Source organism: Streptomyces sp. a15, from assembly GCF_059026085.1.
Genome location: NZ_JBWLKM010000097.1, coordinates 1 through 14,883 on the forward strand (window position 1 = coordinate 1; position 14,883 = coordinate 14,883).

The following is a 14,883-nucleotide window of genomic DNA, read 5'->3' on the forward strand; positions in this document are numbered from 1 at the left end:
CTGGCCCGTACCGTTCGGGAAGGGGCTGTCGGAAAAGGACCCGAACCACAGGCACCTCGTCGGCAGCCTACTTCACTTGAAGTGGCGGGGACTGGAAACAGCGTCAGCCACCGCGGCGCAGTCCCCGACCCTACTCAGTCTCAGTAGGGTCGGGGCTCGCACCGGGGGCGAATGCTCGATGCGAGCCCTTCGGTTCGGTTTCAGGCGTCACTAGACGATGGTGCAGGTTCGGTCGTTGTAGCTGGCCATTCGGTCGTTTCCGGCGGCGTCGGCGAAGTGGTAGTACCCGTTTATGCGGGAGATCGCGATGTCCCTGTACCGGCCGTCGTACTTGTCGACCGTCCCGTCGCCGTCCGTGTCCCTGAGCCGGGTGCCCGCGGCGGCCCAGGTGTCCTTCCCCACCACGCCATCGGCGGCAGCGGGGCCCACATACTGGCTCTGCCACGAATATGTGGCAAGCGTGGTGTTGTGGCCGAAGTAGCCGTCGATCTGATCCCTGTGGCCGCCGGAGGAAGAATCCGCCCAGAAGACGATCTTCTGCCACAGGCACGTGACATTGGAATTCCGGTTGTAGCCCCCGAACTCGGCGACGATGCCCTCGTCGGTCCAGTCGTCCCTGAAGTCTCCAGCGCCCTTCATGAAGGCGTTGCCGTTGTAGGAGTTGGAGGCCGAGGCGGGAGTAGCTATGGAGGTGCTGATGCCAAGGGCGAGGAGTGCGGCGGTCAGGGGAGTCGCGGCCTTGCGTACGGCGCTGCGGATCTTGCTGGAGGAGGGCATGGGTCTCCCAATCACAAAAGAGCAGGCCAAAGGGCATGCTCGGACGGATGAAGCCGAGTTGGTCCTACGGCCTCGACAGTAGAGATCAAGGGCGTGGCGAGTTCAAGCGGTGAGAGCATCAAGCGGCGCTTGGCGTTTCGTCGGGCTTCTCTGCCGGAGTTCGGTATCCGAGGGTTTTCCTGGGGCGTCCGTCAAGCCGCGACGCGATCTCGTCGAGTTCTTTCTGAGTGTACCGAGAAAGATCTGTTCCCTTGGGCAGGTACTGGAGGCGAGTGCGGTCGTCAGTTACAGCTGATCCGCGCCCCGGTTTCCATGCTGTAGTTCGCCCACGCCATCGCCGTCCGCGTATTGGGGCCGTAATCGCCGTCTGCCTTGACGCCCACCTTCCTCTGAACGGAGATGAGCGCCGACTCGGTGAGGGCCCCGAAGACCCCGTCCGTTTCCAGCTTGTATCCGTAGCAGGAATTCAGGTTCTTCTGAAGGGCGCGGACTGCCGTGTTGCTCATCCCTCGGTCCAGCCAGCAATCGGGCGTAACGTTGGCGGCGTAGGGAATGTACTTGTAAGAGGTGGGGTTTGTGACCTTGTTGTAAATAGTCTGCCCGTAGCTGCAAGGCTGGTAGTCAGCCGCGGTCGCGGACGGCGCGCTGACGAGAGCGCCGCCGAGGAGGCCGGCCAGAAGGGTCCCCGCGGCCGCAGCCGACTTCGCGCGCCCGCTTCGGATTTTGATCAATTCTGCTCCACCTTCCAATTTCCAATTTTCGGGCGGATTGCCCGAGCCCCGAGATTCCCCCTCGGGTGGCCCAGTGCCGAAGATTACGCGGCGGACTGGAGAAAGGCATGTCACGCGAACACGTGACAGCGCCGCCGCTCCTGTGCTCATGTGCGTATTTTGCCCGGATCAGGTTCATTGGCCGCGTGACAGTAGCGGCGAGATGTCGCACACACCCCCTGTCAGTCGTGCTCGCGTTCACCTAAGTTGGGAAGCGGGTCTCATCGGCGTGCGGGGGAAACACTGTGAGGAATGCGGTCGATTACCTCACTTCTGTTGGCGGAGGCGGGAATTCCTTTAGTGGAGACGGTGTGCTGACGCAGGGGCCCGCCCAACTCCAGCTTCGGCGCAGGTCCGCACGCCTGACCGCTGTCCTGAGAGCAGTCAGCGCCGTCGGAGCAGCCGTGGTCGCCGTGGTCGGCTTCGCACCGCCCGCCCGCTCGGTCTGGGTGGCCGTCGCGGTCGTCGGACTGCTTCTGTGGAGCGGCCTGTTCACCGTTCTGACGCTCAGACCGGAACCTCGTCCCTGGCTTTGCGCCGGTGATATCGCCGTCGTTCTCGTGCTCTGCCTGGCACAGGGCAACCTTGTCCCGGCCGAGGTCCTGGGAGCGAGTGCGGGCTCCGGGTGGATCGACATGGTCTCCGGCATCGGCGTCTTCGTCGCACAGCTCATGCTGCGGCAGCCCCTGGCGATGGCCGCGACGATCGCCATCGCGGCGGCTCACGCGGTGGGCGCCGGCGTACGAGAGGCCGCCGTCATCCTGGTGCTCCAGGGGCTGCTCGCCGCCGCTGTCATGGTCCTGCTGCGACATGGAGCGCGTAGGGCGGACCTCGCGCTGTCCGAAGAGGCGTCGGCGCGAGCGTCGACGCGGGCCCGGTCCGCCGCCCGCTCCGACGAACTGGACCAGCAGCGGCTGTTGCACGACACCGTGCTCGCCACGCTCACCATGGTGGGCACCGGCAGCATCACCCGTGACTCCGCCGCGCTGCCGGAACGGGCCGCGGCCGACCTGGCCGTCATCAAAGACCTGCGGGCGCACCCTGGTGTGGCACGCGCTGTGGCGGACGACCTCGCACCGCTGGATGTCGCGCTGCGCACCGTCGTACTGACGCACCGCGTCGGCCTCCCAGCACTGGACATCGAGTTCGACGTGCCGCCGCTGGACCTGCCCCACGAGGTAGTGGAAGCCCTCTCGCAAGGGATCGCCGAGGCCCTGACCAACGTGGCCCGGCACGCGAACACCCGCGCTGCCCGGGTCACGGCCAGACGCGTCGGGGAGGGCGTCGCCGTCGAAGTCTGCGACAGCGGACGCGGGTTCGACCCTGCGGCCGTTCCCTCCCACCGGCGCGGCCTGCGGGAATCGGTCTGCGGCCGGATGAGTGCCGTGGGCGGCAGCGCCCGGGCGGCATCGTCCCCCGGCGCCGGCACCCGGGTCGTGCTGAGGTGGGAACCATGACCGTCGGCGTCGCCGAGGGCGTGGTCGCCACCCGCTTTGCCAAGGCTGCCAATATCGGGGCGGTGGCGATCGTCGGCGTCTGGCACCTGGGTCCGGACACCCTGCATGTGCTCAAGGGCTGGCCGCTGTACGAGCCGCGGGCCGCGGTCGCGGGTGCGTGGCTGGCCCTCACGGTCATCCAGACGGTCGGTTCCATCCTGCTGCTGCGTTCCGCGCTCAGCGGGCACTCCGCGCGGTGGCTTGCGGGGGCGGCGCTGGTCACCGGCGTCGTCGCCACCGCCGCGTGCCCGCCGGGCGGGGCGATCGGCGACGGGAGCTGGGCGTGGAGCACCGTGGGCTGGTTCGGCGTGCTGCTTCTGATGCAGCGTCCGCTGTGGGAGCTGGTCACCCTGCTCGGCGCCAACGCGGCTGTCACGGTGGGCTTCCTGGCCGGCGACGGCGCGCTCGACCATGTCACCGTCTCCCGTCTGCTGGCCACGGTTTGCACCACCGCCGGTGTCCAGTTCACCTTCGCCTACCTGGCACGGCAGCTCAACGACGGTGCGAGGGAAACCACCGAGATCGCTGCGGGACAGGCGGAGCGCCTCGCCCGTGCCACCGCCGACGAGACCGTGCACGCCGAGCGCCGACGCCGCTACGAGTACCTGCGCATCAGAGTGGAACCGTTGCTGCGCGGTCTGGCGGAACGTCAACTGGACCCGGAGGACACCGTCGTACGCCAGCGTGCCGCCGCGGAGGCGGCGCGCCTGCGGAGGCTGTTCGTGGAGACGGACGACACCCCGCACCCGCTCCTGCACGAACTGCGGGCCTGTGCCGATGTCGCCGAGCGGCGCGGCGTACGCGTGACCCTGCTGAGCTACGGCGACCTGCCCGAACTGCCGTCATCCGTCCGCCGAGAACTGGCGGAGGGGACCCTGCTGGTCCTGGCCACCGCCATCACCTGGGCGCGGGTGACCATGGTGACGACGCCCGAGGAAGTCGTGGTGAGCGTGGTGGCCGACGCCCCGCCGGAGACGCTTGTGGAAGTGCCGGGCCCGCTCACCGTATCCGCCGTATATGACCAGGAGGAGGACCAGTTGTGGTGGGAAACCCGATGGCCCATACGACCGGCTCCCTGACCGTTGCCATCATCGACGACCACCCTGTCGTCATCGAAGGCATCCAGACCTGGCTGTCCGAGGAGCCGCGAATCTCGGTGGGACACACCGGCGAAACCGTAGATGTGGAGCCCGGCGTCGCGGATGTCCTCATTCTTGATCTGAATCTGCACGGCAGACTCGTCATCGGCGACATCGCCACGCTGGCTGCGGCGGGTCAACGGGTCATCGCCTTCTCGCAGTTCACCGAGCAGCGGGTGGTGCTCGAATCGCTGGAGGCCGGAGCATGCGAGTTCGTCGCGAAGAACGAAGGACGGGCGCACCTGGTGAACACGGTGTTGGCGGCGGCGGGCGACAGGCCGTACGTCACGCCGACGGCCGCGGGAGTCCTTGTAGGTGATCGCGGCGCGAGCAGGCCCAAGCTGTCCTCGCAGGAACGTACCGCGCTGCTGTGGTGGTTCCAGTCCATGTCGAAGGCTTCGGTCGCCCGGCGCATGGGTGTGTCTGTTCACACTGTGGACGTGTACATCCGTCGAGCGAGAGTCAAGTACGCGCAGGTCGGCAGGACCGCACCGACAAAGGCGGACATGCTGGCCCGGGCGATCGAGGACGGCTTGGTGACGCCCGACGACATCACGGGCTACGAGTCGGCGGCGGTCAGCGGGGGTTGAGCATGCCGTGCCTTCCAATTCCTCAGTGTTGGAGGGGAGCGCCGGGTACCGGCGTACCCACGTCCGCCGTTCATGGAGCGGGCGATCAGAGGAACCGTCCCTTGTGGAACAGCAGCGGCGGTTCGTCGCTGTCGGTCGTCCCCAAGGCGTTCACCCGGCCTACGACGATCAGGTGATCGCCGCCCGTGTGCACCGCGTGGATCGTGCAGTCGATCCACGCGAGCGCGCCCGCTAGGCGCGGGGAGCCGGAGGCGGGGGCCGTGTCGTGGGCGACGCCCGCGAACTTGTCCGCGCCGCTGACCGCGAAGCCGCGGCAGAGCTCGCCCTGGTGGGCGCCCAGGACGTTGACGCAGAAGACGCCGGCGCGGGCGATGCGCGGCCACGTCGTGGACGTACGGCCGACCATGAAGGCGACGAGCGGCGGGTCGAGGGAGAGGGCGGAGAAGGACTGGCAGGCGAAGCCGGCGGGAGTGGATTCGCCGTCGGCGGCGGGGGCGGTGACCACGGTCACGCCGGTCGCGAAGTTCCCCAGGACGCGCCGGAACTCGGCCTGGCCGACCGGTGGCCGCTCGTCCTCGCCGACGCAGCGCAAGTCCGGGCGCGGCAGCGGTTCCACGGGTTCGGGGCGGGGCCCGGACCTGAGGTAGCGGACGGCTGCGGCGGCCATTCCTGCGTGTCCCATCATGTCCACCATTGAAGCTGACGGTCCGTCAGATAGGAAGAGAAGGGTCAGCGGCCCTTGTACTCGGGGTTCCGTCGTTCCACGAAGCTCCGAACTCCCTCCCGCGCGTCCTGGGTCGTCATGTTGATCTCCTGCGCGGCGGCCTCCGCGGCGAAGGCGGTCGTGCGGTCGGTGTCCAGGGAGGCGTTGACCAGCTGCTTGGTGAGGGCCAGGGCGCGAGTGGGACCGGCGGCCAGGCGTTCGGCCCACTCGCGGGCCGTCTTGTCCAACTCCCCGTCCGCCACGACCCGGTTGACCAGGCCGAGCCGTTCCGCTTCCGGCGCGGTCAGCGCGTCGCCGAAGAACATCAGCTCCTTCGCGCGCTGCGGGCCGAGGAGGCGGGGGAGGAGGTAGGCGCCGCCGCCGTCCGGGACCAGCCCGCGCCGTACGAACACCTCGATGAACCTGGCGGACTCCGCGGCGAGTACGAGGTCGCAGGCGAACGCGAGATGCGCGCCGAGGCCGGCGGCCGTGCCGTTCACGGCGGCGATCACCGGTTTCTCGCAGTCGAGGACGGCGGCGACGAGGCGCTGGGCGCCGAGGCGGATCATGCGGGCCACGTCCCCGGCGACGCGGTCCTCCGTCGGCGGGCCGCCGCGCAGATCCGCGCCGGCACAGAAGCCACGGCCGGTTCCGGTGATCACCACGGACCGTACGGCCGGGTCCGCGGAGGCCTCCGACAGCAGCTGGATGATGCGTTCGCGCTGGTCAGGGGTGATGGCGTTGAGGGCTTCGGGGCGGTTGAGGGTGATGCGGCAGACCTGATTGTCAGTGGCGTGCTGTACCAATGACTCAGCGGATTTTTCCGTCTCAGGGGCATTCGCGTAGGTACGGGGGGAATCAGGCATGTTCATCTCAGCTGCACACCACCAGCGCGTCCAGCGCCACCGCTCCCTGCCCGCGCGGCAGCACCATCAGCGGGTTGATGTCGAGCTCCGCGAGCTGGTCCCCGAGTTCCAACGCCATGCGCTGCACACGCAGGACGACTTCGACGAGCGCGTCCAGGTCCGCCGGGGGGCGCCCCCGGACCCCGTCGAGGAGGGCCCGCCCCCGGAGCTCGTCGCACATGTCCCGCGCCTGCCTCTCGCCGAAGGGCGGCACGCGTACGGCCACGTCCCGCAGCACCTCCACGAGCACGCCGCCGAGCCCGACCGTCACCGTCGGCCCGAAGAGCTGGTCGTGCGTGACGCCGACGACCATCTCGACGCCCCGCTCGACCATCTGGCAGACGAGGACGCCGTCCAGGGAGACGTCCTCGTAGCGGGCGATGTCGGTCAACTCCCGGTAGGCGTCCCGGACCTGGCTGGCCGAGGTCAGGCCGATCTTCACCAGGCCGAGCTCGGTCTTGTGGGCGATCCGCGCGCCGGACGCCTTCATCACCACCGGGTAGCCCACCAGCCCGGCCGCGCGCACGGCCGCCGCCGCGCTGGTCACCAACTGCTCGCGCGGTACGCGGATGCCGTACGCCCGCAGCAGCTGCTTCGCCGCGTGCTCGCTCAGCTGCTGCCCCGGGCGCATCAGCTCGCGCGCCTTGCGGAAGGACGGCGAGGGGGTGCGCGGCGCCGAGTCGAAGGGGGAGCGGTAGCCGGTCACGAAGCGGTGGTGGTCGAGGTGGGCGCGGACGGCGGTGAGGCAGTTCGCGACCGTGCGGAAGGTGGCCACCCGGGACGAGCCGAGCAGCACCTCGCGGTACGCCGGCTCGGTGCCGACCGGCGACCCCCACACCACGCACACCAGCTTGTCCGTCCGCTCGGCGGCGTCCACCAGGTCCTGGACGAGCTTGTCGCTCAGTGGCGGGAAGGGCCCGGTGATCGGGCAGATCAGGACGCCGACCTCAGGGTCGTCGAGCAGCGCGTCGATGATCTTCCGGCCGCGCGCGTCGCCGACCGGGTGCCCGCCGTTGTCGACGGGGTTGGCCACGTTCAGGTACTCGGGTATCCACTGGTGCAGCTCGGCCTGCTTGGCGTCCGACAGCTCCGGCAGCCGCAGCCCGGCCTCGGTGGCCAGATCGGCGACGTGCGCGCCCGTGCCGCCCGAGATCGAATAGACGACGACTCCGTCGGCCCGGGGCGGCCGGGCGCGGGCCAACAGGGCGGCGGTGTCCTGGAGTTCGTCGAGACCGTCCACCCGGATCACTCCGTACTGCCGCATCGCCGCGTCCACCACCGTGTCGGCGCCGGTCAGCTTGCCGGTGTGTGAGGCGGCCGTGCGGGCGCCGGTCTCGGTGCGGCCCACCTTGACCGCGACGACCGGCACCCCGCGCCGGGCGGCCCGGTCGGCGGCGAGCAGGAAGGAACGGCCGTCCTTCAAGCCCTCGACGTAGCAGGCGATGGCGCCGACCTCGGGCCGCTCGGCGAAGTAGGACAGGAAGTCGGCGGTCTCCAGATCGGCCTCGTTCCCGGTGGGCGCCCAGTGGGAGAGGCGGATGCCGAGCTCCTGGAGGGCGAAGACGGGGCGGCCCTGGTGGCCGGACTGGGTGATCAACGCGATCGCGGGCCCGTCGAGGTCGTCCCGGAAGTGCTCGAAGGCGTTGAGGTTGGTGTTGGGGCCGAGGAGTCGTATCCCGGACCGGGCCACGGCCGCGGCGAGACGGGCCTGGGCCGCCGCGCCCTCCTCGCCGGTCTCCGCGAACCCGGAGGCGAAGGCGACCGCGAACTTCACCTTGGCCTCGGCGAGTTCCTCGATCACGGGAAGGGGGTCGGCGACCAGCAGGACGGCGAGATCGATCTGCTCGGGCAGAGCGGCGACGGAAGGGGAGCAGGGGATGCCGAAGACGGCCGGGCGGGTCGGGTGCACGGGGTGCAGTCGGGCGCCGACGCGCTCGGACCAGGCGAGGAGTTGGCGGGTGACGCCGGTGTTGGGCCGCCCCTCCGTGTCCGAGGCGCCGATCACGGCGACGGACTCGGGGTGGAAGAAGCGGTCCAGATCGGGGACGTCGCAGTACAGCGGCCGTCCGCTGACGTCGAGATCGTCGACCTCGGCGGGCCGGCCGTGGACGGCGGGCCCGGGTTGCTCGCCACAGGCGATGACCCGGGCCCCGCGGGAGTCGGTGGTGAGGGTGCCGTGGGTTGATCCAAGCATCGGTCCGCCCGCTCCTGTGTGACAGCACAAATAACTGACGCAGTGTCAGATTACAGAACTGACGGGATGTCAGGAACGGGCATGACACGCAAAGATGGCGCGATGCCTACAGCGCGGCCAGTACCTCCCTCGCCACCCGCTCGCCCGACCGCACGGCTCCGTCCATGAAACCCATCCAGTAGGTGGAGGTCTCCGTCCCTGCCCAGTGGATGCCGCCGACGGGCTCCCGCAGGGCCGGGCCGTACTGGGTCAGGACGCCGGGCGCGGCGATGGAGACGGGGCCGCCACGGGTGTAGGCCTCGTTGTTCCAGCGTTGCAGGACGAAGGAGGAAGGGGAGGCGGCTTTCTCGCCGAAGTACGTCACGTAGTCCTTCAGCACGGCCGCCCTGACCGCCGCCTCGCTCGCCGAGTCCAGCGCCCGCATCTCATCGGCCTCGATGAACCCCATCAGCGCACCGTAGGAGGCGTCGGGCGGGGAGTTGTCGAAGGTCGAGCTGACCACGCCGGTGTCGCTGACGACCTGGCCGTTGAGGCCGTCGGCACGCCAGAAGGGGGTGTCGTAGACGGCGATCGCCTTGCCGACCGAGGCCATCGGCAGGCGCTGGGTGAGCTGGTCGCGGCCGGCGGGCAGCAGGGGGTCGTACGCGATGCGGGCGGCGAGGGGCGGGGGTACGGCGACGACGACGCGGTCGGCGGTGACCGTCGTACCGTCCGCGGTCACCACGTACCGGCCGCCGGACCGTGCGATGGAGCGGACCGGGGCGCTCAGCACCAGCCGGTCGCCCAGTGTGGCGGCGAGTCTGGCCGGCACCAGCTGGGAGCCGCCGACGAAGCGCAGTTCCTGGGCGCCGTTCGCGGTCTCGGTGAGGCGTTCCAGGGTGCCGGGGTTCGACGCGTTGCCGGCGGTGGCGATATAGGAGACGACGAACAGGAGGGAGAGCTCACGGGGTTCGGCCGAGAAGATCGAGGTGCAGGCCACGTCGAGGAGGAACTTGGCGGACGGCACGACGGCGTTGGCGCGCAGCCAGGTCTCGAAGGTCTGCCGGTCCCACTCCGCTGCCTTCGCGGCGGTCCAGGGGGCGTCGACCGGTATCTGCTTCGCCATGTCGTTCAGCGAGGCCTGCACGATCGCCGCGTTGGCGAGACCGGCCACGTCCACGGGCGGGACGGCGCCGAGCAGTCCGTCGGTGGCGTAGGCCGTCTTCTTGCCGTCCTTGTAGAGGAGGTTCTTGCCGGTGTTGTAGGTCGGGAAGGTCGCCACGCCCAGGGAGTCGGCGAGCGCCTTGATGCGGTCCTGGGTGGGGCCGATGAACTCGCCGCCGCCCTCGGTGACGCCGCCGTTGCCCAGCGGAAGGTTCACCACCCGGCCGCCGACGCGGTCACGGGCCTCCAGGACGGTCACCGTCCTTCCGGCCGCGACCAGGTCACGGGCCGCGGTGAGTCCGGCGAGGCCGGCGCCGACAACGGCGACGTCCACGTCAGGGCCGGCCGCGGACGCCGCACCGGCGGCGGTGGTGGTCAGGGTGACGGCACCGGCGGTCGCGGCGGCGCCGCCGAGCAGGGTGCGGCGGGAGAGCTGTCTTTCGCGTGCCACGTGCATCCTCCGTCGTAGCGAGAGGCGGGTGGAGCCGGAAAGTGAGCAGGGCTCACATTCTGGTGACGTGCGGCACACGCGTGGCGAGAAACGGCTGTCCCGGCGCGTACTCGCGGCACATCTGACCCATACGCAACTGGCGGTGTACGTAAGCGAGTTGACGTCTTCTACGCCACCATCTACGTCACCTTCTACGTCACCTTCTGCGTCACCTGCTATGTCACCTTCTAGTTCACCGGGAGCCGGGACACCCGTCCCGCCCCGTCCTTGGCGGCGGCCTTCGCGATCTTCTGCGCGTCGATGGCCAGTTCGCGGAGCATGCCGCTGATGGGGTTGGTGAAGCCGGTGAAGAAGAGGCCGGGGGCGTTGTCCGGGGTGCGGGCGCCGTGCACGACCGGCTTGCCGCGGGCGTCCAGCACGTCGAGGTGGCCGACCAGGCCCTCCAGGGCGCGGGCGTAACCGGTGGCCGCGATCATCGCGTCCGGCTCGACGCGGGTGCCGTCGGCGAGGACGACCTTGCCGTCCTCGAAGCCCTCGACCGCGGCCACGACCTCGACCGTGCCCTTGCGGACGGCGTCGATCAGGCCGACGTCCTGCACCGGGATCGAGCCCTCATGGACACGGGAGTAGAGGCCGGAGTCGGGGCGCGGCAGACCGTGCGCGGAGAGGTCGGGCACGCTGAGCTTGCCGACCGGTCCCGCGAGCCGGTCGACCAGGGACACCGGCAGACGCCGTACGAGCACGCCCGTGTACTGGGCGGCCCAGCCGGCGGTCGAGCGGCGCAGGATGTGCGGGGCGGTGCGGACGGAGAGGCGTACCCGCGAGGCGCCGCCCTCCACCAGGTCGACGGCGATCTCGGCGCCGGTGTTGCCGATGCCGACGACGAGGACGTCACGGCCGGCGAAGGGCTCGGGGTTGCGGTAGTCGCCGGCGTGCAGGAGCTCGCCCTTGTAGGTGTCGCGTCCCGGCCAGTCGGGCACGTGGGGCGTGTGGTTGTAGCCGGTGGCGACGACCACCGCGGCGCCGGTCAGCTCCCGGCCGCCGGTGGCGTGCAGCAGCCAGCCGGTGCCGTCGGGGGAGCGCTCGATCCGGGAGACCTCGACGCCGGTGACGATCTCCAGCTCGTGGTACTCGGCGTACTTCTCCAGGTACCGCACCACGTTGTCCCGGGAGACCCAGCGCCCGAACCGGCGCGGCATCGCAAGACCGGGCAGGCTCGAAAGCCGCCGCGTGGTGTGCAGGTGCAGCCGGTCGTAGTGGCGCCGCCAGGACGCCCCGACGCCGTCGGACCTCTCCAGCACGACGGCGCGCAGTCCCTGGGCGCGCAGTGCGTACGCGGCCGCGAGCCCGCCCGGGCCGCCGCCGATGACGTACACGGGGCGGTCTGCGGGTTCTGCGGGTTCTGCGGGTTCTGCGGGTTCTGCGTGCTTCGGCTCCGCCGGGGTCGCGGAGGCGGGTGAGGACGCTGTGGAGTCGGCCATGTGCGCGAGCGTAATCACGCACCGGGTTGATGGGTCTCGGTCAAGACCGGAATTGGTTGCGGATTGATCACGGCTGTAGGAGGGGTGGGTGGGGCCTGTGACGTAGGGCGCCTGGTTGTGCGGGACTCGGGGTGGCTGGTGGCGGTGGCGGTGGCGCGACGCCGAGCCCGGGATCGTGCGGTGGGCTCGGCGTCGCGGGCGGTGGCCGGAGACATGACGGGAAACCGGCACCGCGTTCGGGGGGTTCGAGGGGAGGAGGGGGAGGAGGGGGGCTCGTGCTGTGCGGCGCGCGGTGGGGCGCGGGGAACTGCGCGACCAGCCCCCACGCACCCGCAGCCGTTCCACTCGAGGATGCACAGGCTGAGGGGGAGTGCACAGGCCCCTCTCAGGCAACGAGGGGTTTCCGGAGGCCGGTATCTGACGTACCGTCAGATCCATGGACTCGATCTGGCTCACTGGTGCGCAGTGGCTGGCCGTGCTGCGCATAGGGCTCGGGCTGTGGTGGCTCGAGAGCTGGCGGCACAAGGACAAGAAGACCTGGTTCGAGGGCGCCGGCATCGCCTGGGCCGCGGACGTGGCGGCCAAGCACCGCTGGAACGCGGTGCGCAGCGGCTTCGACGTCGTCGTCACGCCGTACCCGAGGACCATGGCGTACGTCGTCGTGTACGCGGAACTCGCCCTCGGCCTCGGGCTGATCCTCGGGTTCCTGACCCCGGTCGCCCTGGTCGGCGGACTGCTGCTCAACCTGCTCTACCTCGTGCTGATGATCCACGACTGGGCCGAGCAGGGGCAGAACTCGATGATGGCGCTGATCTCGGTGGTGGCCCTGTTCGGGATGTCGTGGCAGACGTGGTCGGTGGACAGCGCGCTGGGGTTGTTCCCGTGAGCGCGCGTTTCGACCTCCCCGAGGCGGACGCCTTCACCCGGACCTACTGGGACGCGGCGGCGCAGGGGCAGTTGCTGATCCGGCGCTGCGGGGCGTGCGGGCGGGCCCACCACTACCCGCGCGAGTTCTGCCCGCACTGCTGGAGCGAGGACGTGAGCTGGGAACGGGCGAGCGGCCGGGCCACGCTCTACACCTGGTCCGTCGTCCACCGCAACGACCTGCCACCCTTCGCCGGCCGCACGCCGTACGTCGCCGCGGTCGTCGACCTCGCCGAGGGACCGCGGATGATGACGGAGATCGTGGACTGCGCGTTGCCTGACCGGCTGCGGGCCGGGATGGGGTTGGAGGTCGCCTTTCGGGAGGGGGTGCCGGTGTTTCGGGTGGGTGAGTGAGGGGGGCGGCTTCGCGGGCTCTGGCCGGGCGGTGCGGGGGGTTGGTGGGTTCCGGCGGGGTGGGCAGGGCGGGGAGGATTCGCGGGTTCCGTCCGGCGGCGGGCGGCGGTTTCGCGGGCTCCGGCCGGGCGGTGCGGGGGGTTGGTGGGTTCCGGCGGGGTGGGTAGGGCGGGGCGGATTTGCGGGTTCCGGCCGGCGGTGAGGGCGGCGAACCCGGCTTCGCGGGCTCCGGCCGCGAGGTCAGGAAAGGGGAAACCGGCTTCAGCGGGCGAGGCCGACCCGCTTCAATGGCCGGATGCCCCACGTCGACGCCCAGCACGGCAGCCCCACCCCCGCCCCCACCCGCACCCACCCCTTCCCCGATCTGCTCGCCCCCGGCATACGTCTGCGCCCCTGGGACCCCCGGTCCGAAGCCGATGTCGCGGCCTGGCTGCGTGGTACGACCGACCCGGAGTTCCGGCGCTGGAACACACCGCTCAGGCCGGTCACCGACCTCGAAGGCGCCCGCGAGTCGCTGCGCTCCAGGGCGGTGCAGGCGGTGGAGGGGACCTCGGTGTCGTACTGCGTGACGGACGCCGGCACCGGTACGCCGCTGGGTCACATCGGCATCAACGCGATCGAGCAGGACCTGCGCCTCGCCCGCGTCGGCTACTGGATCCTCCCCGAGGCACGCGGCCGCCACGTCGCCACCCGTGCCCTCGCCCTCACCACCCGCTGGGCCTTCACGAACCTCGGCCTCCACCGCATCGAACTCGGCCACGCCCTCGGCCACGACGCCTCCTGCCGGGTCGCCGAGCAGTGCGGGTTCCGGTACGAGGGGACACTGCGGGGCGCGATGTTCGAGGCGGGCCGAAAGGATGCCTTCCGGGACGTACACCTGCACGCACGCCTGGCGACGGACCTGGAGCCGGAGGTATAGCCGGGGTCAGCTTGCGGGAAAATCACGGGAGTTGGCCGTCGGACGGCGAGATCATGAAGGCATGCCCCCCGACGACCGGCACCGCACCGAAACCGACCGCCCCAGCGCCGCAGGCACCTGGCACCGCACCGAAACCGACCGCCCCAGCGCCGCAGGCACCTGGCACCGCACCGAAGACCTCGACGCCTTCCTCGCCCGCGCCGGAGCCTTCCTGCACTCCTGCCCCGCCCTGCACACCGTCACCCTGACGGTGACCGAGGGACTCCGCACCCGCGGCCCGCACGTATACGGCGACGAGCGGCCCGTCTTCGGACTGCTGGAGCGGGACGGGGCCGTACGGGCCACCTACTTCCAGACTCCCCCCTACGGGCTGAACCTCACCGCCCTCACCACCGAAGACGCCGACTCCCTCGCCGCCCACCTGGACGGACTCGGCCGACCGCTCCCCGGCATCGGCGCGGACCGCGAGACCGCCGCCGCCTTTGCCGCGGCCTGGCAGGCCCGCACGGGCGCCACCGCCACGCTCCGGCAGCGCCAACGGCTTTACAGGCTCGGCACGTTGACCGTGCCGGAGCCGGCCCCGGAGGGTCGGGCGCGGGTCGCCGGAGAAGCCGACCGGGCACAACTCATGCACTGGTACGGCGAGTTCGTGGCGTCGATCGGTGAGCACGCCGCCACGAACGCCGACTCCTGGGCCGACGCCCGCATCGCGTACGGCGGCATCACCTTCTGGGAGATCCCGGACGGCACCCCCGTCTCCAGGGCCGGAGTCACCCCGCAGGTCGCCGGACAGGTCCGGGTCGCTCCCGTCTACACCCCCGCCCACCTGCGCGGACGCGGCTATGCCGGTGCCGTCACCGCCGAGGTCAGCCGGGCGGCACGGGACGCCGGCGCCGAAGAGGTGCTGCTCTTCACGGACCTGGCCAACCCGACGAGCAACGCGCTGTACCAGCGGATCGGGTACCGGCCGGTGGCCGACTTCGCGGTGTACGGGTTCTCCGGGTAGGGCCACCTTCTCCGGGCAGGGCCTCGCGGGG

General features: G+C 70.6%; 14 protein-coding genes. 7 read left to right on the plus strand and 7 right to left on the minus strand.

Going from position 1 to position 14,883, the window contains the following annotated elements; all coding sequences use genetic code 11:
• Window positions 1-210: 210 nt before the first annotated feature.
• Both AC5P09_RS44920 and AC5P09_RS44925 read right to left on the minus strand, forming a co-directional pair.
• Window positions 211-777: a peptidoglycan-binding domain-containing protein gene (locus AC5P09_RS44920; RefSeq protein WP_493879462.1), complete on the minus strand. Its 567-nt coding sequence runs from the start codon at window positions 775-777 to the stop codon at window positions 211-213.
• A 281-nt stretch (window positions 778-1,058) separates the two neighbouring features.
• Entirely contained in the window at window positions 1,059-1,508 is a 450-nt protein-coding gene (locus tag AC5P09_RS44925) for a peptidoglycan-binding domain-containing protein (protein WP_493879463.1), read from the minus strand.
• A 350-nt stretch (window positions 1,509-1,858) separates the two neighbouring features.
• On the opposite strand from AC5P09_RS44925, the gene AC5P09_RS44930 reads away from it, so the two are divergent.
• From AC5P09_RS44930 to AC5P09_RS44940, 3 genes are read left to right on the plus strand one after another with little or no spacing between them, the layout of a single operon-like run.
• Window positions 1,859-3,004: a sensor histidine kinase gene (locus AC5P09_RS44930; protein ID WP_493879464.1), complete on the plus strand. Its 1,146-nt coding sequence runs from the start codon at window positions 1,859-1,861 to the stop codon at window positions 3,002-3,004.
• Window positions 3,001-4,122, plus strand: a complete 1,122-nt coding sequence (locus tag AC5P09_RS44935; RefSeq protein ID WP_493879465.1) for a hypothetical protein — start codon at window positions 3,001-3,003, stop codon at window positions 4,120-4,122. Before AC5P09_RS44930 ends, AC5P09_RS44935 begins: the two co-directional genes overlap by 4 nt.
• A complete protein-coding gene (locus tag AC5P09_RS44940; RefSeq protein ID WP_493879466.1) occupies window positions 4,098-4,772 on the plus strand; it encodes a response regulator in 675 nt (224 codons plus the stop codon). Before AC5P09_RS44935 ends, AC5P09_RS44940 begins: the two co-directional genes overlap by 25 nt.
• Before the next feature lie 85 nt (window positions 4,773-4,857).
• Here AC5P09_RS44940 and AC5P09_RS44945 read toward each other — a convergent pair whose 3' ends face one another.
• From AC5P09_RS44945 to AC5P09_RS44965, 5 genes are all read right to left on the minus strand, one after another.
• Window positions 4,858-5,454: a flavin reductase family protein gene (locus tag AC5P09_RS44945; protein ID WP_493879488.1), complete on the minus strand. Its 597-nt coding sequence runs from the start codon at window positions 5,452-5,454 to the stop codon at window positions 4,858-4,860.
• 47 nt (window positions 5,455-5,501) lie between these two features.
• The gene (locus tag AC5P09_RS44950) at window positions 5,502-6,341 is read right to left on the minus strand and encodes an enoyl-CoA hydratase/isomerase family protein (RefSeq protein WP_493879467.1); all 840 of its coding nucleotides are present in this window, start codon (window positions 6,339-6,341) and stop codon (window positions 5,502-5,504) included.
• 7 nt (window positions 6,342-6,348) lie between these two features.
• On the minus strand, window positions 6,349-8,574 hold the full coding sequence (locus AC5P09_RS44955) for an acetate--CoA ligase family protein (RefSeq protein WP_493879468.1): 2,226 nt from the start codon (window positions 8,572-8,574) through the stop codon (window positions 6,349-6,351).
• Between the two features lie 106 nt (window positions 8,575-8,680).
• On the minus strand, window positions 8,681-10,168 hold the full coding sequence (locus tag AC5P09_RS44960) for a flavin monoamine oxidase family protein (RefSeq protein WP_493879469.1): 1,488 nt from the start codon (window positions 10,166-10,168) through the stop codon (window positions 8,681-8,683).
• 227 nt (window positions 10,169-10,395) lie between these two features.
• Complete coding sequence (locus AC5P09_RS44965; RefSeq protein ID WP_493879470.1) at window positions 10,396-11,649, minus strand: flavin-containing monooxygenase; 1,254 nt, start codon at window positions 11,647-11,649, stop codon at window positions 10,396-10,398.
• A 436-nt stretch (window positions 11,650-12,085) separates the two neighbouring features.
• Here AC5P09_RS44965 and AC5P09_RS44970 point away from each other — a divergent pair, with 436 nt between their 5' ends.
• The 4 genes from AC5P09_RS44970 to AC5P09_RS44985 all read left to right on the plus strand — a co-directional run bounded on the left by AC5P09_RS44970 (window position 12,086) and on the right by AC5P09_RS44985 (window position 14,852).
• Window positions 12,086-12,535 carry a DoxX family membrane protein gene (locus AC5P09_RS44970; protein ID WP_266437873.1) on the plus strand — a complete coding sequence of 150 codons (450 nt, stop codon included), beginning with the start codon at window positions 12,086-12,088 and terminating at the stop codon, window positions 12,533-12,535.
• Window positions 12,532-12,927 (plus strand): Zn-ribbon domain-containing OB-fold protein, encoded by a 396-nt coding sequence (locus tag AC5P09_RS44975; protein WP_493879471.1) that lies wholly within the window; start codon window positions 12,532-12,534, stop codon window positions 12,925-12,927. Before AC5P09_RS44970 ends, AC5P09_RS44975 begins: the two co-directional genes overlap by 4 nt.
• 295 nt (window positions 12,928-13,222) lie before the next feature.
• Window positions 13,223-13,846, plus strand: a complete 624-nt coding sequence (locus AC5P09_RS44980) for a GNAT family N-acetyltransferase (protein WP_493879472.1) — start codon at window positions 13,223-13,225, stop codon at window positions 13,844-13,846.
• A gap of 61 nt (window positions 13,847-13,907) precedes the next feature.
• Window positions 13,908-14,852, plus strand: coding sequence for a GNAT family N-acetyltransferase (locus tag AC5P09_RS44985; protein WP_493879473.1), 945 nt, complete (start codon window positions 13,908-13,910; stop codon window positions 14,850-14,852).
• Window positions 14,853-14,883 lie beyond the last annotated feature (31 nt).

Bases quoted from the DNA above. Each gene is read 5' to 3' on its own strand.
- AC5P09_RS44920 (WP_493879462.1), bottom strand. From the start codon at position 777: ATGCCCTCCTCCAGCAAGATCCGCAGCGCCGTACGCAAGGCCGCGACT.
- AC5P09_RS44935 (WP_493879465.1), top strand. From the start codon at position 3,001: ATGACCGTCGGCGTCGCCGAGGGCGTGGTCGCCACCCGCTTTGCCAAG.
- AC5P09_RS44940 (WP_493879466.1), top strand. From the start codon at position 4,098: ATGGCCCATACGACCGGCTCCCTGACCGTTGCCATCATCGACGACCAC.
- AC5P09_RS44945 (WP_493879488.1), bottom strand. From the start codon at position 5,454: ATGGGACACGCAGGAATGGCCGCCGCAGCCGTCCGCTACCTCAGGTCC.
- AC5P09_RS44950 (WP_493879467.1), bottom strand. From the start codon at position 6,341: ATGCCTGATTCCCCCCGTACCTACGCGAATGCCCCTGAGACGGAAAAA.
- AC5P09_RS44955 (WP_493879468.1), bottom strand. From the start codon at position 8,574: ATGCTTGGATCAACCCACGGCACCCTCACCACCGACTCCCGCGGGGCC.
- AC5P09_RS44965 (WP_493879470.1), bottom strand. From the start codon at position 11,649: ATGGCCGACTCCACAGCGTCCTCACCCGCCTCCGCGACCCCGGCGGAG.
- AC5P09_RS44970 (WP_266437873.1), top strand. From the start codon at position 12,086: ATGGACTCGATCTGGCTCACTGGTGCGCAGTGGCTGGCCGTGCTGCGC.
- AC5P09_RS44980 (WP_493879472.1), top strand. From the start codon at position 13,223: ATGCCCCACGTCGACGCCCAGCACGGCAGCCCCACCCCCGCCCCCACC.
- AC5P09_RS44985 (WP_493879473.1), top strand. From the start codon at position 13,908: ATGCCCCCCGACGACCGGCACCGCACCGAAACCGACCGCCCCAGCGCC.